Source organism: Vibrio sp. 10N.261.45.E2 (genome assembly GCF_002875705.1).
Classification (GTDB): Bacteria; Pseudomonadota; Gammaproteobacteria; order Enterobacterales; family Vibrionaceae; genus Vibrio.
This window is the reverse complement of record NZ_MCZZ01000080.1, coordinates 22604-43302: the sequence shown is the minus strand read 5'-3', so window position 1 is coordinate 43302 and position 20699 is coordinate 22604. Positions and strand designations below refer to the sequence as shown.

Annotated in this window: 15 protein-coding genes; 9 read left to right on the top strand and 6 right to left on the bottom strand. The window is 44.0% G+C overall.

Going from position 1 to position 20699, the window contains the following annotated elements:
• The first annotated feature begins 140 nt into the window (after positions 1 to 140).
• A complete protein-coding gene (pabB, locus tag BCT34_RS04295; protein ID WP_076652947.1) occupies positions 141 to 1514 on the top strand; it encodes an aminodeoxychorismate synthase component I in 1374 nt (457 codons plus the stop codon).
• Positions 1515 to 1653: 139 nt separating this feature from the next.
• Here the strand turns inward: pabB and BCT34_RS04290 are convergent, their stop codons facing one another.
• Together BCT34_RS04290 and BCT34_RS04285 are read right to left on the bottom strand one after the other, a co-directional pair.
• Positions 1654 to 3372, bottom strand: coding sequence for an ATP-binding protein (locus tag BCT34_RS04290; RefSeq protein ID WP_076652945.1), 1719 nt, complete (start codon positions 3370 to 3372; stop codon positions 1654 to 1656).
• A gap of 4 nt (positions 3373 to 3376) precedes the next feature.
• Positions 3377 to 3916: a heme NO-binding domain-containing protein gene (locus tag BCT34_RS04285; RefSeq protein WP_076652942.1), complete on the bottom strand. Its 540-nt coding sequence runs from the start codon at positions 3914 to 3916 to the stop codon at positions 3377 to 3379.
• 306 nt (positions 3917 to 4222) lie between these two features.
• Between BCT34_RS04285 and BCT34_RS04280 the strand changes: the two genes are divergently transcribed.
• The 3 genes from BCT34_RS04280 to BCT34_RS04270 all read left to right on the top strand — a co-directional run bounded on the left by BCT34_RS04280 (position 4223) and on the right by BCT34_RS04270 (position 7866).
• The gene (locus tag BCT34_RS04280) at positions 4223 to 4822 is read left to right on the top strand and encodes a CoA pyrophosphatase (RefSeq protein WP_076652939.1); all 600 of its coding nucleotides are present in this window, start codon (positions 4223 to 4225) and stop codon (positions 4820 to 4822) included.
• Positions 4823 to 5131: 309 nt separating this feature from the next.
• On the top strand, positions 5132 to 6385 hold the full coding sequence (locus tag BCT34_RS04275) for an aromatic amino acid transport family protein (protein ID WP_076652937.1): 1254 nt from the start codon (positions 5132 to 5134) through the stop codon (positions 6383 to 6385).
• A gap of 119 nt (positions 6386 to 6504) precedes the next feature.
• Complete coding sequence (locus tag BCT34_RS04270) at positions 6505 to 7866, top strand: L-serine ammonia-lyase (RefSeq protein ID WP_076652935.1); 1362 nt, start codon at positions 6505 to 6507, stop codon at positions 7864 to 7866.
• A 153-nt stretch (positions 7867 to 8019) separates the two neighbouring features.
• Here BCT34_RS04270 and BCT34_RS04265 read toward each other — a convergent pair whose 3' ends face one another.
• Complete coding sequence (locus BCT34_RS04265) at positions 8020 to 9162, bottom strand: aromatic amino acid transport family protein (RefSeq protein ID WP_102300684.1); 1143 nt, start codon at positions 9160 to 9162, stop codon at positions 8020 to 8022.
• Between the two features lie 808 nt (positions 9163 to 9970).
• On the opposite strand from BCT34_RS04265, the gene BCT34_RS04255 reads away from it, so the two are divergent.
• Positions 9971 to 11593, top strand: a complete 1623-nt coding sequence (locus BCT34_RS04255; RefSeq protein ID WP_076652930.1) for a methyl-accepting chemotaxis protein — start codon at positions 9971 to 9973, stop codon at positions 11591 to 11593.
• A gap of 88 nt (positions 11594 to 11681) precedes the next feature.
• Here BCT34_RS04255 and BCT34_RS04250 read toward each other — a convergent pair whose 3' ends face one another.
• On the bottom strand, positions 11682 to 13172 hold the full coding sequence (locus tag BCT34_RS04250; protein ID WP_076652928.1) for a SulP family inorganic anion transporter: 1491 nt from the start codon (positions 13170 to 13172) through the stop codon (positions 11682 to 11684).
• Positions 13173 to 13731: 559 nt separating this feature from the next.
• On the opposite strand from BCT34_RS04250, the gene asnS reads away from it, so the two are divergent.
• On the top strand, positions 13732 to 15132 hold the full coding sequence (gene asnS, locus BCT34_RS04245) for an asparagine--tRNA ligase (protein ID WP_017060416.1): 1401 nt from the start codon (positions 13732 to 13734) through the stop codon (positions 15130 to 15132).
• 132 nt (positions 15133 to 15264) lie between these two features.
• Here the strand turns inward: asnS and BCT34_RS04240 are convergent, their stop codons facing one another.
• Both BCT34_RS04240 and BCT34_RS04235 read right to left on the bottom strand, forming a co-directional pair.
• Positions 15265 to 15471, bottom strand: coding sequence for a hypothetical protein (locus tag BCT34_RS04240; RefSeq protein WP_076652925.1), 207 nt, complete (start codon positions 15469 to 15471; stop codon positions 15265 to 15267).
• 127 nt (positions 15472 to 15598) lie between these two features.
• Positions 15599 to 17002, bottom strand: coding sequence for a PLP-dependent aminotransferase family protein (locus BCT34_RS04235; protein WP_076652923.1), 1404 nt, complete (start codon positions 17000 to 17002; stop codon positions 15599 to 15601).
• A 218-nt stretch (positions 17003 to 17220) separates the two neighbouring features.
• On the opposite strand from BCT34_RS04235, the gene BCT34_RS04230 reads away from it, so the two are divergent.
• The 3 genes from BCT34_RS04230 to BCT34_RS04220 all read left to right on the top strand — a co-directional run bounded on the left by BCT34_RS04230 (position 17221) and on the right by BCT34_RS04220 (position 20691).
• Entirely contained in the window at positions 17221 to 17520 is a 300-nt protein-coding gene (locus BCT34_RS04230; RefSeq protein ID WP_017060414.1) for a hypothetical protein, read from the top strand.
• Between the two features lie 275 nt (positions 17521 to 17795).
• Entirely contained in the window at positions 17796 to 19298 is a 1503-nt protein-coding gene (locus tag BCT34_RS04225) for an HD domain-containing phosphohydrolase (protein WP_076652921.1), read from the top strand.
• Between the two features lie 202 nt (positions 19299 to 19500).
• Positions 19501 to 20691, top strand: a complete 1191-nt coding sequence (locus BCT34_RS04220; RefSeq protein ID WP_076652919.1) for an amino acid aminotransferase — start codon at positions 19501 to 19503, stop codon at positions 20689 to 20691.
• Positions 20692 to 20699: the final 8 nt, after the last annotated feature.

The following is a 20699-nucleotide window of genomic DNA, read 5'->3' as shown; positions in this document are numbered from 1 at the left end:
CAATCGCTTGCATAGCTGTAAACTAAACCACTTGGATTACTCCGTTCTAATCAAGAACCCATTTTATTTTCAATTTATGATACTCTTGCTTCCTCTCACACGCCATGCAGTGATCGAACTCTTTGTCACAAATTAAACAAATGAATAACAACGAATTTCGCTCTATCCAAATCAAGCCGCTTGAATATCAATCAACTTTAGCTAAACAGCTGTTTTCTCATATTGAAAGTCTGCCGTGGGCAATGCTATTACGCTCCGCTTCAGAAAGCCATGTTGATAGTCGATACGACATTTTAGTTGCTCAACCCATCGCCACCTTCGAAACAATCGGTGCAAAAACCACCGTTAATGTTAATGAGACGTGCGAGGTTTCTGACTCTGATCCTTTCGAGCTTCTCGACCAATATCAGCAGCAATTATTACCAGCAACTAAAGACCATCCTGAATTGCCATTCATTGGCGGCGCTTTAGGTTATTTCAGCTACGATTTAGGACGCAGAGTGGAAACACTTCCGTCACTTGCAGAGCGCGATATTGAAGCACCCGATATGGCGGTTGGTTTGTATGAATGGGCAATTGTGGTTGATCACAAGCTTAAGACAGCATGTGTGGTTGGACAGAACATCGAAGCGCACTGGAGTTGGTTATCTGAGCAGCAAGACAAGCCACACGCAGCAGAATTTGGCCTAACGACACCGTGGCAATCGAACATGAGCGAACAGAGCTATGCGGACAAGTTCGATAGCGTTCAAGAATATCTGCTATCAGGTGATTGCTATCAGATTAACTTGGCTCAGCGCTTCAATGCCCAATACCAAGGCAGTGAATGGTTGGCTTATGACAAATTAGAACAATACAACTCAGCGCCCTTTTCTGGTTTTATCCGTTTGGCCGACAGTGCAATCATCAGTGTTTCGCCAGAGCGTTTCTTGGAACTTAAAGATAACGTCATTGAAACCAAGCCAATCAAAGGCACACGCCCTCGTTCTGATGATCATGTGATTGATAACGCTAATGCTCAAGATTTAGCAAACGCCGATAAAGATCAGGCGGAGAACTTGATGATCGTCGACTTGCTTCGTAATGATATTGGCCGCGTGGCTAAACCCGGGACGGTTCATGTACCAAAGCTCTTCGATATTGAGAGCTTCCCTGCAGTTCATCACTTAGTGAGCACAATCAGAGCCGACCTTGATTATCAATATTCAGCGACCGATCTTCTGAGAGCTTGTTTCCCTGGGGGTTCGATTACGGGCGCTCCTAAAGTTCGCGCTATGCAGATCATTGAAGAGTTGGAACCACATCGTCGTTCAGCATACTGCGGCAGTATTGGTTACATCAGCCGAAATGGAAGAATGGATACCAGCATTACCATTCGCACATTAGTCGCAGAGAACAACATGCTTTATGCCTGGGCTGGCGGTGGTGTGGTATTTGATAGTGATTGTGCGTCTGAGTACCAAGAGACACTAGACAAGCTAAGTCGAATTCTCCCCGTACTTGAAGCTTGCTAAGCGTAACGACTGGTGAAAGCTAAAAATAAAAAAACCGAAGGATCGTAAGATCACTTCGGTTTTTCGTATTTGGTCCTTGAGTGTTGAGTGTTGAGTGTTGAGTGTTGAGTTTATCTTTTACAGCGTTTTAGTCGCGTACTTAAGCTCCCTTCACCGAAGAAACACCCCACTTTTTAAGCATCTCGTTAAGGTCGTTGGCCGTATAAGGCTTACTCAAAATGTCATCCATCCCGCACTGAATACAACGCTCTCGTTCTTCTAGCGTAGTTCCGGCAGTCAGTGCCACAATTGACCGGGCGTAACCTTTCTCTCTTAACTTCTCTGTGGCTTCAAAACCATCCATAACGGGCATTCTGCAGTCCATAAATACGATGTCGTATTCGTTGTCAGAAGCGAGTTCTAACCCCTCTACTCCGTTACTGGCAATCGCAGGCTCGATCTTATGTTTGCGTAGCATCTGCTGAATGATGATTTGGTTCATCTTAATATCATCGACTACCAGTACTTTAAGTAGAGACAGTTCGACCTCAGATTGGAAGCCTTTCGAAACTTGGTCACTCTCTGTTGGCATATCGACAACTTGAAGCGGAACCGAGATGGTAAACGTTGTACCGGTTCCAACAACGCTGCTCACCCCAATCTCGCCGTTCATCAAAGCCACCAGCTTGCGGCAAATCGCTAACCCAAGCCCAGTGCCCTCATAGTTACGGCTACTAGAATTATCAGCCTGAGTAAAAGGTTCAAACAGCGTCTTATGCGCCGATTCAGCAATCCCTACTCCGGTGTCTTCCACAGAAAAAACGAAGTGGTTGTTGTCCCACTCGATGTCTACGTTCACGTGCCCTTTATCCGTAAATTTAATCGCATTTCCGATTAGGTTTACAAACAGTTGGGTGATGCGTTCTAAATCGCCTTGGAAATGAGAGGGAACATTTGATGCGACACTGATATTAAATTCAAGCTGCTTTTCTATTGCTCGATTGACGAAGATACTTTCAATCGTATTTCTTAGATCACGCAGCGCAAATTTCTTGGGAATCAACTCCAACATCCCAGCATTGATTTTGCTGTAATCGAGTAGGTCGTTAATGATGGTTCTGAGAAACTCGCCAGATTGGCTCAGGTTATTCACTATCTCACGCTGAGAACTGCTCAGTTCGGTGTCGCTGATCAATTCGGCGCTGCCCAACAAGCCGTTGAGTGGCGTACGTAATTCATGGTTTATCATTGCCACAAAGTCGCGAGTCGCCCTTTCAGACTCTTCTGCTCTTTGGCGCGATTCAATATTACGGTTAATCGCAAGCTGATGGGTTAATGCACTACAAATTAGGTCTGTAACCAATAGTAATTGGCTCTGAATAAATTCGTAATCTTGGTCGAGTAGACGCACTCTCACGATCAGCGTTCCGACTATCACCTTCTCAACCTCTAAAGGCACAGTCAGTACCTCACCATTCCAAAGCGGTTCTTGTATGTCTTGGTCGAGAGCTTCTACCGTATCATCACCGTAATCGTTGGCTTGGAGTTGAGGAAGCAGCTTAGGGGGCAGTATTAACCGACTGGCTTCAATCAGATAACTGTTTGTCACATTGGTCGTCAGCTCCGAGAGCATGACATCGTTTAGGTCATTTCTAAGGAAAGCGCGCCCGAAATCGATCAACAAGTTGTCGATTTGTTCCTGAAACTCGATTCTTCGAAGATTCGCATTTGAGCGTTTCTCTAATTGTCGCAGAGCTAACTCGAGTTGCTGATTTGACTCAAACAACTCCAAGCTTTTTTGTTCCAGTAATCTTTCCGCTTCTTTTCTTGCCGCGATTTGACGCTTGAGCTTACGCTCAATTGCCGACTCTGAACTCATAAGGCTATTCTACTTTTAAGTTAAAACGTACGACACTTTGATCTTCATTCTGCGGCGTCATCTCGGCATGTATCGATTCACCGTGATAAGCGGCACACCCCTCAATCAATCCAAGACAAACGTGCGACATACACCTTGCGCTCTTGTAGTCGAATACAAGCTCAGCTTCGGTAGTGGTGATAAAGCTGAATTCTGGTGGCTCAGCGTCTGGGTAAAGCTTTTTCACTTCAACGTGAATGTAGCGCTCTACGTGCTGAATAAATTGAAAAGTGGTATTGCAGTGTGTAAGGCTGGCTTTATTGGGTAAAGATGCTAACAGATCCTTAAATACAGATTGCCCGAATACGCGTTGTAAACTCTCTGCATCGATGTCCGTTTTTTTGCTCAGGTTAATGATGAGTTTCACGAGATCTTTGTGGTCGTAACTTCCGACCGATGTATAGATCCCTTCATCTTCTGACATCTCTAAAACTTCTTCCAAAAGCTCTAGCCCAAACTTGTCTTCAACAAGCTCTAAAAATTCGGTGAATATGATTCCTTTCATCTCATACCTTTTCTTCTATTTCTTTTTAGAATGGTCTACTAAGTTATTGTTATCAAATTCTTAAACAAAAAAACTACGTTTCATCACCTAATTTTATGACATGGGTAACGCTTACTCGGAAATGTACAAATGTTGAATATAGCAAACCCCCTCGTTTTGAGGCGATGGGTGACAGCCCCCTCCCCTTTATTATGCTTAGTTAATGACTGAACTAAGGGTAAGTAAATGAAGGAAAACTCATTATTGGTAATTAACACACTGTTATGTCTATACTTAAAATCATAATAATCAATATATTGACTTGATATGAATAAAGAAAACTTCCTTCAACGATTCCAACTTAATCCCACTGTTGGCTATCACCCAGAGTCAGTAGAGCGTGTTTCGCATATAAGTGGCGAGCAATTACGTAAAGCAGCAGTGGTGGTAGGTTTAGTTGAAAGAGAAGATGGTTTACATGTCATTTTTACTAAAAGAGCTGCTCATTTAAAGCATCACCCCGGCCAAGTCAGCTTTCCTGGAGGTAAACACGAACTTTCTGACCCTTCTATGCAATTTACTGCACTCAGAGAGCTCCATGAAGAGGTAGGAATTCGATCGGATCAAGTTAAAATTGTTGGGCAATTACCCGCTTTGAGTACTATTAGTAAATTTTCTGTGACACCGATTGTTGCCATGGTCGATTCTGACTATAAAGCCATCATTGATGAGAACGAAGTTGCCTCTATTTTTGAGGTGCCTGCCACCTATGTTTTAGACCAAGCCAAGTTACACAGCCACACTATTAACTTCAAACAAATCAAGCATCGTGTTTTTGCAATGCCCTTCCAAGAGCACCTAATTTGGGGCGTTACGGCACAAATCATCCAATCACTGCAGCAACATGTAGTGCAACAAATTACATAGAAACTACGTTTTGTTTAATCTCTGTTAACAAAATCCAGACTTTCTATGGAACAGATTTATTAATGCAATTTTACGCAAACGTTTCCCTGGTATAAATCTATACAACCCCGCCTTTCGCATAAGAAAAACTAATAACAAGCATAAACATAAATCACCTGTGGCACGCTATTTTCGTGATCAAAAATCCGTTTTTCGCATATCATGTGACACGCCGTTTCATTACATGATTTAGATCTATTTTTTGTAGAAGAAAATTCTGCAGAATTAGCCCCGACTTATTTCCTGTTCCCAAAAAATGAGTAATTTAACATGAACACAACAACTTCTTCGGCAAATGCCGTTAAAGATTCAAGCAAGTTTAACTACAAAGATTTTACCTGGTGTTTATCACTATTCGGTACAGCAGTTGGTGCTGGCGTACTATTCCTTCCAATCAAAGCTGGTGCGGGTGGTTTTTGGCCATTAGTTATCCTAGCTTTAATCGCGGCACCAATGACTTGGTTCGCACACAAATCTCTAGCTCGTTTCGTACTGTCTGCTAAAAACCCTGAAGCTGATATTACAGACACAGTTGAAGAGCACTTCGGTAAGACTGGCGCAAACATTATTACTTTTGCTTACTTCTTCGCTATCTACCCAATTGTTCTTATCTACGGTGTTGGTATCACAAACACGGTTGACTCTTTCCTAGTAAACCAAATGGGTATGGAATCTATTCCACGTCCTCTTCTTTCTGGTGCACTTATCCTTGCTATGACAGCAGGTGTTGTATTCGGTAAAGAGCTGATGCTTAAAGCAACTTCAGCGATGGTTTACCCACTAGTATTCATCCTACTAGCACTGTCTTTCTACCTAGTTCCTGACTGGAACACTTCAATGATGGATGTAAGCCCAGAATGGTCAACAATGCCTTCTATTATCTGGCTTGCTATTCCAATCATCGTGTTCTCTTTCAACCACAGCCCAATCATTTCACAGTTCTCTAAAGAGCAACGTCGTGTATACGGTGAAGACGCAGTTAAGAAAACTGACCAAATCACTGGCGGCGCAGCAATGATGCTGATGGGCTTTGTAATGTTCTTCGTATTCTCTGTAGTGCTTTCTCTATCTCCAGAGCAACTAGCAACAGCGCAAGCACAGAACATCTCAGTTCTTTCTTACCTAGCTAACGTTCACGAGTCTCCACTTATCTCTTACATGGGTCCTCTTGTAGCGTTCGCAGCGATTACTTCTAGCTACTTCGGTCACTTCCTAGGTGCTCACGAAGGTCTTGTTGGTCTAATCAAATCTCGCTCTGGTTCTTCAGTAAGCAAGATTGAAAAAGCGTCTCTAGCGTTCATCGTTATTACAACTTGGATTGTTGCGGTAGTTAACCCAAGCATCCTAGGTATGATTGAAACAATGGGTGCTCCAATGATTGCAGCTATCCTGTTCCTAATGCCTGTATTCGCAATGAACAAAGTACCAGCAATGGCTAAGTACAAAACTTCAGCGCCTGTACAAATCTTTACAGCTTTATGTGGTCTAGCGGCTATTAGTTCTGTAATCTACGGCGCTCTTTAATCTCAAGCCTTTTTATAAGATGCGCCCCATCTTATATCGAGAGATTAGACACAAAATATAATGATAATAAATGAGCCTCCCTACTCCCCTTGGGAGGCTCTCTTTTTGAGGTAATCGCTATGATTAGTGTATTTGATATCTATAAAATCGGTGTTGGTCCATCGAGCTCACACACAGTTGGACCAATGAAAGCGGGTAAAGAGTTTATTGATGACCTACGTTCAATGGGAAAATTGCGCGACATCACTAAAATCACCGTGGACGTATATGGATCACTATCACTGACAGGGAAAGGTCACCACACAGATATCGCAATCATCATGGGTCTTGCTGGCAATACCCCTGAGCGTGTTGATATCGATTCTATTGCTGGCTTTATTGCTCGCGTAGAGGAAACTGAACGCCTACCTGTTGGCATGCACTGTCACACAGTTTCTTTCCCACGCGATGGCGGTATGAACTTCCATACTAGCAACCTTTCTCTTCACGAGAACGGCATGAGCATCCACGCATGGATTGACGACGAAGTTGCATACTCAAAAACTTACTACTCAATTGGTGGCGGTTTCATCGTTGACGAAGAGAACTTCGGCAAAGAAGAACAAAACCCAATCAAAGCCCCTTACGAATTTACAACAGCTGAAGAGCTAGTGAACCAATGTAAAGAAAGCGGCCTTTCTATCAGTACACTGGTTATGAAAAACCAAGCGGCTCTCCACTCAGACGAAGAATCACGTACTTACTTCGCTAACATCTGGAAAACGATGCGCGAGTGTATGGATCGTGGTATGAATACTGAAGGTATCCTGCCAGGTCCATTGCGTGTACCGCGTCGTGCAGCAGCACTTCGTCAGCAACTAATGACTTCAGAAAAAACAACTAACGATCCAATGTCTGTTGTTGACTGGGTGAACATGTTTGCTTTCGCAGTAAACGAAGAAAACGCAGCTGGCGGTCGTGTTGTAACGGCTCCAACAAACGGCGCATGTGGCATCATCCCTGCGGTATTGGCTTACTACGATAAGTTCATCCAAACAGTGACAGAGAAAGACTACATCCGTTACTTCGCAGCTTCTGGTGCGATCGGTGGTCTTTACAAGCGTAACGCTTCTATCTCTGGTGCTGAAGTTGGCTGTCAGGGTGAAGTGGGTGTGGCATGTTCTATGGCTGCAGCTGGTCTTGCTGAGCTAATGGGTGGTAGCCCAGAGCAAGTATGCATGGCTGCTGAAATCGGCATGGAACACAACCTAGGTCTAACATGTGACCCAGTAGCAGGCCAAGTACAAGTACCATGTATCGAGCGTAACGGTATTGCGGCAGTAAAAGCAATCAACTCAACTCGCATGGCACTTCGTCGTTCTTCTGCTCCTACTGTCTCTCTAGATAAAGTTATCGAAACTATGCTAGAAACCGGTAAAGACATGAACGCTAAATACCGTGAGACTTCTCAAGGTGGTTTGGCTGTTAAGGTTGTTTGCTAGTTCGTATTAGCTAACAAGCCAACCTCTCATTCAATCTGATTGTAATGAGCAGATACTAAAAAGGAACGCCGATGCGTTCCTTTTTTTGTATCTAAATTTCGGTAACTTAAATCTAAGATGCTCGCTTCACACCTTAGACAGTTGACCCAAAAACTAGATCACTTGTGAGATAAGCAAGAAGCAGCCAAACAACAATGAGAAAAGTAACATTGGTTTGCCACCTTCTGCGCTGTATCTATCTTCTGCTACCTTCATGAAACGCTGTTTGTGAACCATAACAAGAGGAACGAACACAGCTAGGAACACCAAGATGATGCCTGCGTAGTTTAATACTTGTAGGAACTTGTCAGCAGCAAGCAATGAACCCGCCAACGGCAAGATGAAGCTAATGCAGTAGGTCACTGCTGTGTTTTGGTTGAACATGTCTTTGTTCTGGTTAAACAAGGCCATTGCTACGCCAAAGAAAGAGGTCAACAACGCCAAACCAGTGAAGGTAGACAGAACATTACCTACCCAAGGAGATTGAGCCTCAAACGCCGACATCAAATCAGAGACATTCTTAAAGCTTCTGAATTGCTCTTCACTCAAGTTACCTACTACGGCAAACAACCAGCACAAGTAGCACACTAACGGGATCAGAGAACCAACAATCACCATGTTACGCAGCTGCTTGTCTGTTGCTTCGTGGTTGTAAGAAACCAAGGTTGGAATCACAACCATAAAGCCAAAGCTTGTAAACAGGATGGCACTGGTTTTGATGAGATCAACATGATCATGACTGGTTACCTGCATCAAGTTTTCTTGAGTCATGCTCGGCGCCAAGAACGCCATGGTTGCAAACAAACTAGCAAGCATCACGAAGAACAATGCACGATTGAGTTTATCAATCACACCAGTACCACTTGCGACTACAGCACCAGCAAGCAAGGTAAATACGATTTGACTCGTGGTCGCGGTCAATTCAACGCCAAAGTTAGACAGTAACTTACTCAGTAAGTCACCTGCACCTAGAATGTAAGCCATTAATAGGCAAATCAATAACGCGTATAGTAAGCCGTTGGTAAGTAACTGGCCTTGTTTACCCAAGGTTTTTCGGGCAATAGAGTTTAATCCTAGACCGCCACCCGCTTTGATGGTCGCTTCTAGAAGTAGTAATGCTGCGTAAGTCGTACCGAAGCAGATCAGTACCATCAGCAGTGTGCCGTAAAGCAATCCGAATTGAGCTAATACCATTGGGATCGCAAGCATACCAGCACCGAGAGCGGTACCAGCGATAATTAGGGAGCTACCCATCATTTTAATATTCATTGTTTTTAACTTATTTGTTTAGTTTTTATAGGTGTGAGTCTTCGTACATCGAGCGGATGACAAAGGTGTTCAGATAGAAATAAAGTTATAAAACGAATAACAATAGGAGCGATAAGCAGTAAAGAAGCGTGCAGAGACGTGGTCGAACAGGGCGTTCAAAGGGGAGCTTGTCTTAAAAGAGGTAAAACGAGAAGCGTGTGTAAGCATTAACTGATGTGGTGAACCTTCCGTAGGTTCAATAATCGGTGATGTAATCTTGAATTTCATGTATGTGTCCAATAAGTCACATTCCATAGTATTTGAAGCAGCGTATCCGTTGCTGCCCTACCTCTATCATAGAGGTCTTTTCATCTTATCGAATGAGCCTCGAAACACAACGCTATAACCACAATTTTTGCTATTAAATTGAACAAAACAGCCATTTGGATATAAATTGACCACTAAGTCGTCTAAAACAATAGTCTTTATTGATAAAAGACAAGCGGAAAAATACACCGAGCTAATTAACAACCTAGGCTTTTCTAATTATCAGCAAACTCACAACCCGATGCTGCACTTCAATAACAGTCCTATATTCCCAAAACAGCTGTATGTTCCAATAACAACACGTGTTTAAGAACAGCAACTAGCTTGAAGCGCGTTCCATTTCAACATCAGACACAACACAAACTCGCTACATCACAGAAACATAACCACAACCGGAGTGTGGTCACACAATTAGTTATACCTCATAGGTGGTAGGAATTCTTACTAGTACAGTATTTGCGTCATTATAATTAATAAAAACAACCACCTTATGCGCTCAACAATCACCTTCAAAATCCTAGTGGCCCTCGCCATCGTGTTCACTTTTTTGCTGGCAATATCGACCTATTTCCAATACTCGCAGCAAAAGCAACTTGTAAACTCAGTGTTAAGCGAGCAGCTTCACGACAAAGCAAGTAACTACTTCGATAGCCTCAACATGATGATGCTGACTGGCACCATGGCACAGAAAGAGACCCTTCGTCAGAAAGCACTGGCTCAAGAAGGCATCGAAGACGTTCGTGTTTTACGCGCCGACGCTGTCAGCAAGTTATACGGCCCAGGTAACGACAACCAAACACCGGTTGACGATATTGATAAACGAGCGCTAGCGGGCGAAACCGTTATCGAACCTTTTTCTGCTGATTGGGGCAAAGGCTTAGTTATTGCTCTGCCAATGAAGTCGAGTGAAGATTACCGAGGAACCAATTGTGTCGCCTGTCATATGGCAGCAGAGGGTGAAGTCTTGGGTGCTATTCGCCTCGAATATAACCTCAACCATGTTAACTCGCTGATCAACACTCAAACCATGGCTGCTATTGGCATTATGGCGGTGATCTCGTTTGCCGGATTCGTGCTTACGATGGGGTTAATTCGTAAGATTATCGTACGCCCGCTGCAACAAACTTCTCGCTTTATGACCCAAGTCAGCAACGATAAAAACCTATCCACTCGCCTACCCGAACAAAGCAAAGATGAGATTGGCACTCTAGCTAACTCCATCAACTCGTTCATGGGCACTGTATCTGACAGCTTAGAAAAGGTACAAAGCACCTCGCACAAGTTGAATGCCTCGGCTAACCAACTGACTAGCGTCGCGCAAATTACCGAGCAAGCTGCAAGCGACCAGCAAAGCGAAACCGCTGAAGTGCAACACAATGTCGAAGGAATACAGGCACAGCAAGTCAACGTAGAACAAGCGACTTTAACGGCTTCAGAGCTTATCAATCACACCGCCGATGTGGCGTGTAAGAGTGCCAACCAAGCACACGACGCAAGCAGTGAGATAAAGAACCTCGTCAGCAGCATAGAAGAAGTGAAACACAAAATCCTGACACTCAATGAGCAAACCGGAGAGGTCTCTTCAATATTGAGTGTGATTCGTGGCATTGCTGACCAAACCAACCTTCTGGCCTTGAATGCAGCGATTGAAGCGGCGCGAGCGGGAGAACAAGGGCGTGGGTTTGCGGTAGTGGCTGATGAAGTTCGCCATCTTGCATCGCGAACCGCTGAAGCAACAGGCAGTATTGAGTCAATCATTCATCAATTCCAACAAGGTAGTGAAGAGTCACTGACTTCTGCCGATCGCGTTTGCGAACAAGCACATCAAAGCTCAACAGATATCGATGCACTTTCGACTGAAATGAATGGTGTCGTCGAAGAAATGAAACAAGTGCTAGCTCACGCACAGAATATTCAGCAGCAAACGCAATCCACCACACACGCTACCCAAGATGTGCAGCAAAAAGTTGAGACCATTACCTCTCATGCCGATAATACGTCGCAATCTGCTGGTGAAACTCGTGGGATCTGTAATGACTTAGAAGAACTGTCCGATCACCTTGAGTCACTGATTAATCAGTTTACTTTGTCGAGTACAAAGAAGAAGTCATAGATCGTCTACAATAAAAAGCGCTCAACCATGAGCGCTTTATCTTCCTAGCTATGTCTAATTAAGGTGTTCACGTAACCTTAGAGGATGACTAGTGCGTAATGGAAACCGCGGTTAAGTCTTTATGCTTGTGATACATCGCGTGTTTGACTATGAGATTCGCACTCACAGTATCCATTCCAGAAACCTCCACATAAGCGCCCTTTTTACGGAACTTAAACACGACCTTATCAAGCGCCTCAACCGAAGTGTTATCTAGGAACGAAGCATCCGATATATCGATGGTCACTAAAGAGGTCGCGTTGTCATAATCAAATAGATCAACAAACGCATCTGAAGATGCAAAAAAGACATGCCCTTTTACTCGGTGGATAGTGTGCAGTTCGTTAGTCACGACTTCATCGGATATAAAGACCATAGATTTACTGGCATGTGCATAAAACAGAGCCGATAACACCACGCCAACCGCAACACCAATCGCTAAGTTATGAGTAAACACCACCACCGCCACGGTCGCTAACATAGTTACATTAGTTGGAAGTGTGTGGTCTTTAAGCTCGACAATAGAACGCCATGAGAATGTACCGATTGAAACCATGATCATCACAGACACTAAAGCCGCCATCGGTATCAGCTTCAACCAATCCGAAACAAACACTACCATTAATAACAAAACAACTCCGGCAATCATGCTGGATAATCGGCTTAAACCGCCTGATTTGATGTTAATGATCGACTGGCCAATCATCGCACAGCCCGCCATACCACCAAATAGTGAAGCCACGATGTTCGCAACGCCCTGCCCTTTACACTCATTGTTTCTATTACTTTCAGTATCTGTCAGATCATCGACTATGGTCGCTGTCATCAAGGATTCCAATAAGCCAACCAGAGACAGAGCAATCGAATATGGAAGGATGGTTGCAAGCGTATCGAACGTGAATGGAATATTGGGAATCAAAAACACAGGCAGTGAATCGGGAAGCTTGCCCATATCGCCAATCGTTCTGACATCTAACCCGAACAACAAACTAATGATTGTCAGGGTAACAATCGCGACCAATGGAGAAGGTATCGCACGACCAAACTTGGGAAAATAAGGAAGCAGATAAATGATTGCCAAACCCAAAGCAACTAACACATAAACGCTTGAAGGAACGTTGATCAATTCAGGGAGCTGGGCCATGAATATTAAGATGGCGAGCGCGTTAACAAAACCCGTAATCACCGATTTGGAAACGAAGTTCATCAGGTTGCCGAGCTTGAGATATCCAGCTGCAATTTGAATGACACCAGCTAAGAATGAAGCTGCGAGTAGATACTCTAGTCCGTGCTCTCTCACTAAGGTGACCATTAATAGCGCCATAGCACCTGTTGCACCGGAAATCATCCCCGGACGACTGCCAACCAAAGCGGTTACGACACAAATACAGAACGAAGCATAGAGCCCTACTTTAGGGTCAACGCCTGCAATAATTGAAAATGCGATGGCTTCAGGGATCAATGCGAGTGCAACCACAATCCCAGATAATGAATCTCCTTTAACGTTTGATAACCAGTGTTTTTTTAAATAATTAAGCATGTAATTCTCTTTTACTTGTACAGCCAGTCCTGCCTTGTTGAGACATAATTTGATCGACTGTTTTTCTTGAATGAGCGAGCGCTCGAAAAGTGCGGGTGTAGAGAGAATGCAGGGGTTAAGGCGGCGTAATTAACACGTAGATATTAAACTCCTCTTGTTGTTTTAGCGGGAAATTAAGAAGGCAATAAAGTCCAATATGACTGAATCCGCGCCAATATAGAGCGAGTCTCAACACAATCACACTCCCATTATTGAAAACAAAGGTTTCGATTACGCCTTGCTCATTTAACGGCTGACATTGGGCTGAAAGGTAAGGTGCACGCTAAGATCGAACAAAAAACACACCCTCAAACGTATTTATGGTCAGTAGACACAATATTTCTTTCACCAAGCAAGAATAAAGGTTGAAGCTGTCGGTATGACAGGTAATATGTTCAATCGATTTAAAAAGTTTATACAACTTAATGTTTCGGTTAATTATTGTGCAAATATATATTTATTTGCAGTAAAGCCAGAGACTTTGAGTTGAATTTGTCCCTCAATGGAGAATGAAATCAACATGACTTACGCGCCTGTAACAGACGTACTTGGCGGCAAGCTAGCGGTAGACAGTGAAGTAACTGTTCGCGGCTGGATCCGTTCACGTCGTGATTCCAAAGCTGGAATCTCTTTCCTTGCCATTTATGACGGCTCTTGTTTCGACCCGATTCAGGCCGTGGTTCCTAATAATCTTAATAATTACGAAAACGAAGTATTAAAGCTAACGACTGGCTGCTCTGTTGAAGTAACGGGTAAGATTGTTGAGTCTCCTGCGAAAGGTCAAGACTTCGAACTAGCAGCAACTGATGTTAAAGTTGTTGGTTGGGTTGAAGACGCTGACACTTACCCAATGGCGAAGACACGTCACTCTATCGAATACCTTCGTGAAGTTGCTCACCTACGTCCACGTACAAACGTGATCGGCGCAGTAGCACGTGTACGTAACTGTCTATCTCAAGCGATTCACCGTTTCTACCACGAGCAAGGTTTCTTCTGGACTTCAGCTCCGCTTATCACTGCATCTGATGCAGAAGGCGCAGGTGAAATGTTCCGTGTTTCTACGCTAGACATGGAAAACCTACCACGCACTGAAAAAGGCGACGTAGACTTCAACGAAGATTTCTTCGGTAAAGAGACGTTCCTAACAGTATCTGGCCAACTAAATGCTGAAGCTTACGCTTGTGCACTAAGCAAGGTTTACACGTTCGGTCCTACGTTCCGTGCTGAAAACTCAAACACAAGCCGCCACCTAGCTGAGTTCTGGATGGTTGAGCCTGAAGTTGCTTTTGCAGATCTTAACGATGTAGCGAAACTGGCTGAAGATATGCTTAAGTACGTTTTCGCAGCTGTTCTTGAAGAGCGCCGCGATGACCTTGAGTTCTTCGCTTCTCGCATCGATAAGCAAGCAATTACTCGTCTAGAGCAATTCGTTGACGCTGACTTCGCACAAGTTGACTACACTGACGCAATCCAAATCCTACTAGACTCTGGTAAGAAATTTGAGTTTGACGTTGAGTGGGGCATCGACATGTCTTCTGAGCATGAGCGTTACCTAGCTGAAGAGCACTTCAAAGCACCTGTTATCGTTAAGAACTACCCGAAAGACATCAAAGCTTTCTACATGCGCTTAAACGACGACGGCAAAACAGTTGCAGCAATGGACGTACTTGCACCAGGCATCGGTGAAATCATCGGTGGTGCACAACGTGAAGAGCGTCTAGACATTCTAGACGAGCGTATGATTGCTATGGGTATCGACCCTGAGCACATGAGCTGGTACCGCGACCTACGTAAATACGGCACAGTGCCACACGCTGGTTTCGGTCTTGGTTTCGAGCGTCTAGTATCTTACGTAACAGGTATGGGCAACGTTCGTGACGTGATCCCATTCCCACGTACTCCTCGCTCTGCGAACTTCTAATTACGCATTAAGCTCGAATTAAAAGAAAGAATCCAAAAACCTCCGCACTTGCGGAGGTTTTTTTATGTTCGGAATAAAACGAGACGACGGCTGTTTCTGCGTGCCACTATCTGAGACTCATTATTTCAAAAGCTAATCCACATCTTGGTCGATAGCGTATTTTATTGCGAGACCGCAGATTGCCATCATAACAAACGGGATGGCCGCAGTGGTGTATTCTGCCCATGCCATATCAACGAATGCTTTTGCCAGCAGTACGTGGCCGAGAATAAGCAGAAGCGCACACACAATCGCGACAATAATCAGCTTAACTTCATTTCCCATAGTCATTTTCAACATAACGGTATCTCCAAGATTTGGTCTACCGTTATTGAATCACAACTCTCTGGTCAATTAGGCGTACAGTTACGCCACAAACAACCCGTACAGTTCGAATCATTATCTGTTTTATGAGGGACTTAAAGTTTTACGAGGGTGTAAGTTGATGCGCCAACTTGCCAAGTAAGATGAGCGCTTGCTCTTTCTCTTCCGTCAGTTCATAAGAGAAGTTTAACCTAATCGCATTATCCACCCTGCCCTGCTCACTGAAAAGGTCGCCAGATGCGACGCTAATGCCTTGCTCGATAGCCAGTTGATGAAATTGTTGGCTGTCGAATTTTTCCGAGAAGCGAATCCATATGAAGTAGCCACCAGCCGGTTCTTCAATCTCGATTGAATGCGGAAAATACTGCTTAATGACATCGATGAATCGTTCTTTCCTGACCAATAGGTTTTTGCGTAATTTCCGAAGGTGATTATCGTAACTTTCATGCGTTAAAAAGTGTGCAACACCAAGTTGAACGGGAGCGCTGCTCGATAACGTGGAAAGAAGCTGCAACTTTTGAATTGCATCGTTAAAACGCGTATTCACAACCCAGCCAACTCGATAACCCGGACATAAGCTTTTTGAATATGACCCACAAAGCAAAACAGAATCTGTCTTATCAAAGGCCTTTAGTGGCTTCGGCTTATGCCCTTCGTAATAAAGGTCACCATACACGTCATCTTCAATAATGTAGGTTTCGTGCTGTTCTGCAATCTCTACCACACGGCGCTTTGCCTGTTCCGACAAACTGGTTCCCGTCGGGTTTTGAAAAGTCGTCATCAGCCAACACGCTTTGACATCTTGATTCTGTAATGCGTTTTCAAACTGATCTATGTTCAATCCATTAATAGGGCAAACATCCACTTCGATAGGGTTAAGCCCTAGCCTATCGACAGCCTGCAAAGCCCCATAGAACGCAGGTGACTCAATCACTACATTGTCACCTGACTTAGTGACAGTTTGTAGACTCAAGTTCAGCGCTTCCATTGCACCGGAGGTAATCACGATGTCTTGATGATTAACCGTAATCCCTTGCTGAAGATACCGCTGCGCGATTTGTCTTCTTAAAGACTCACTACCCGGTGGCAAATTATTGATCACACTAGCACCAGTCATCTTCCGGCCTGCGCTGGCAAGGTTTCGAGTCAAGGTAGGTAGTGGGAAAAGATCTGGATCAGGAAATGCCGAGCCGAAAGGAATCACCCCCTCAGCGGAACTCGACTTCAAGAAATCAAATAAGCGATCATTAATGGCTTTCTTTTCACGAACCGGTGGTTGTTCGTAATCAACACCGTCCAGTCTTGGCGCAACAAAGTAGCCCGACTGAGGTTTAGCGATGATCCAGCCTTCGCTTTCTAGTAACTGGTAGGCTTGTAAGACAGTACTATTGCTGACATTGTAATTGCGACAACTCATGCGTACCGAAGGGATCTTCTCTCCGGATCGCCAAGTATTGTTGGTTATCTGAGTTCGAATATCCTTTGCAAGCTCTTCATAACGCGCCATCTAATTGTACTACCTAGAGAAATTCTGTGAGCCGGTGATTTTATCACTTACGCCACCAACTATTGCTGCTATCCATATGATCGCACCTAATTTCCACAATAGTGTGAATTAGTTCACAGATAACTTTGTAAGCTTTGCTAAGTTTGTACCCAAGGTAGGAGCTAAGTTGGCTTTCTATCTCAATAATTTGATGTAACCCAAAAACATGCGAGATAACAATGAAAAAAATAGAAGCAGACCAATTAAGTTATAAAGGAGAGTCAAACGGTGTTCATAGTTGGACAACACCGAGCGGCCAACCATACTACTGGCACCCAGACTGGCTCCATATTGCTGAAGACGCGACAGGCTCACATCCAAAACAAAAAATCGATGTCGAACAAGACCAAGCACCAACAGAAAAACATGCGGTGTCTGCTATTCTGAAACACATCAACCAATGGGCTGCAGACAAGCTAGCATCTCACCCTGAGATTGAAACAGGCTCAATCGAAGCTGAAATCAATCTGAAAAAGTAATGACTTTAAGGTAGATAGCGAACTCGAACACTCGTGATTCTAACCCTGTAAACAAACTGAATAGCCTCGAACCTCGACCGAGGCTATTCAAGTATCTTCATAAAAATGCTGCAATAACCTCCATCTAGCTAACAAATCTCTAACACAAGCCAGTTTCTTGTATCAATCCACGAAAGCTATCGATAGAATTCTCGGTCTTATTCACGTCAGCTATGCAAATCATTCGCAATTCTTAACGTCGTGAATCTAATAAGAACGAGAACAAAGGCTTATCGATGGATACTTCAAATTACAATCAATCGTTAACGACTAAATTATACGTCATCGCTGGCGTGCTTTTTGGCACCTACGGCAGTCGGGTGTGCCCTATGCTCGAGAGTTTAACGACGCTAGAGATTTTCACACAAGTCAGTATTGTGTTTGTCTTATTATGGCTCGCGCGTCATTACTTATTCGCAAAGCACACCCTAGTCAAACAAGGTCGATTCGCACAACTCGATACTCTGCTATTTTTTGCTGCAAGTGTCCCTTTCGCGCTTTACTACAATTTAAGCTACGAGTTCACCATAGATAGCAATTTGAAGGTGCTGTTTGGCATGAGCCTATTCGGCTTTTTTACCGGAACCATTCTTCAATTGAACGCCAAGCTCAGTCAAATGGATAAAATGGAGACGACTGGACGATTTGACTTCCAATTGGTTGGTGAGCGTAGTTCGTTGGTTAAGCAAATGATTGGTTTGGTCATCGTGCTTCTGGTTACACTGACTACTATGTTGACGATGATTGCCGTGAAAGACATCTTTTGGCTAGAACACAACCCAGACCGCTTATTAGATGGCACAGGCAAGATCAGCGTGATCAAAGAGTTTATTTATTTGGCTGTGGTACTCGGTGGATATGCGATAACCATCATGGCGCTTTGGAGTAAACTGATTAAACGCATTCTCTTAAGCCAAGAACACGCATTGAGTAAAGTCACCAATGGCGAACAAGGCGTTCGCTTACCTATTTTCGGCTATAACGAGCTTGGTTCAATGGCATCTATGACCAATACCATGCTTGATAGCCTCGAAACGGCACAAAACGAAGTCAAAACCACACGTGACGTTGCCATTGTAAGCTTATCCGCATTAGCTGAATCTCGAGACAATGAAACGGGCGCTCATATTTTAAGAACTCAAGAGTACGTAAAAGTACTCGCGCAAGAGTTAAGTAAGTCAGAAACTCACTCAAGCTTGCTAACACCAAACTACATCGAGTTGCTCTACAAATCCGCGCCTTTGCACGACGTAGGCAAAGTGGGCGTTCCCGATAGCGTGTTATTGAAGCCGGGTAAATTGACGGACGAAGAGTTTGAGATAATGAAAGGTCACCCAGAAATTGGGGCTGAAGCGCTATCTATTGCAGAAAAGCAGTTAGGAAGTAGCTCTTTCTTAAGAGTCGCAAAAGAGATATCTCTGACTCACCACGAGAAATGGAATGGCAGCGGTTATCCAAATCAGCTTTCTGGTGAAGATATTCCTTTATCTGGCCGTTTGATGGCATTAGCCGATGTTTATGATGCGCTAATATCAAAGCGCGTCTACAAGCCAGCCTTTACTCACGAACAAGCAAAACAGATTATTTTAGAGGGCAATGGGACGCATTTTGATCCGCAAGTTGTCCAAGCTTTTCTAGCCGTCGAACAAGAGTTCGTTTCAATTGCCGCAACCTACAAAGATGGCAAAAATGTACCCAATGAACTCGAGCGCGAAAGCTTTGTTGCTCAACCTGCCTGATCTACTCAAAAGTCACTAACTTCTTGCACCCTATAGGTTAATCCGTAGGGTGTTTTGTTATCAAATACCCTCTTTAGTCAATAAATCTGATTGAAATGGATTTTTTTTGTCCTTTCTGTTCACTTCGTATTGTCTTAAAAATTCCATACAGGTATAACTACCCATAGATACTATCCCCTCTCAATTGACATGGATGAAGATTATGTTTGAAAAAGTGTTAGCTGCTCCCGCCGATCCTATCCTCGGCCTTACTGAAGAGTTTAAAAAAGACTCTCGTGCAGAGAAAATCAACCTTGGTGTTGGCATCTACAAAAATGAAGATGGTCAAACACCTGTACTTAAAACAGTAAAGAAAGCAGAAGCTGCACTTCTTGAAAACGAAAAAACCAAATCTTACCTAACGATTGAAGGTACAGCTGAATACGGTCTAGCAGTTCAGAAACTGCTTTTCGGTGCAGAAGCAGAGATCGTAACATCTCAACGAGCTAAAACAGCACAAGCTCCAGGTGGTACAGGTGCACTTCGCGTAGCGGGTGAATTCATCAAACGCCAACTGGACGACGTGAAAATCTGGATCAGTAACCCAACTTGGGCTAACCACAACGGCGTTTTCGCTGCTGCGGGTATCGAAACGGCTCAATACAGCTACTACAACGCTGAGACGAAAGACAAAGACTTCGCAGGCATGGTTGCTGACCTAGAGAAAGCTTCTGAAGGCGATATCGTTCTTCTTCACGGCTGCTGCCACAACCCAACAGGCATCGACCCAACAGCTGATGAATGGGAAGTGCTAGCTAAGCTGGTAGCTGAGAAGAAACTGCTTCCTCTATTCGACTTTGCTTACCAAGGTTTTGCAAAAGGCGTTGAAGAAGATGCAGCTGGCCTACGCGTTTTTGCTAAGTACAACAAAGAGATCCTTGTGGCGAGCTCGTTCTCTAAGAACTTCGGCTTGTACAACGAACGTGTTGGCGCATTCACTCTAGTTGCAGAATCGGCAGACGTAGCAACAACAGCGTTCTCTCAAGTTAAGAGCATCATCCGCTCTATCTACTCTAACCCACCAGCGCACGGCAGTGCTGTAGTAACTCACATCCTTGGTGATGCTGCTCTACGTGCTGAATGGGAAGCAGAAGTTGCTGAAATGCGTGACCGTATCCAAGAGATGCGTGAGCTATTCGTAACAACACTGAAATCTGAAGGTGTTAATGCAGACTTCACATTCATCGAACGTCAAAACGGCATGTTTTCTTTCTCTGGCCTAAGCAAAGAGCAAGTAACTCGCCTAAAAGACGAATTCGCTATCTACATTGTTGGCTCTGGCCGCATCAGCGTAGCGGGCATGACTAAGTCAAACATGGGTCCTCTATGTAAAGGGATCGCTGCGGTTCTTTAATCGAAAAG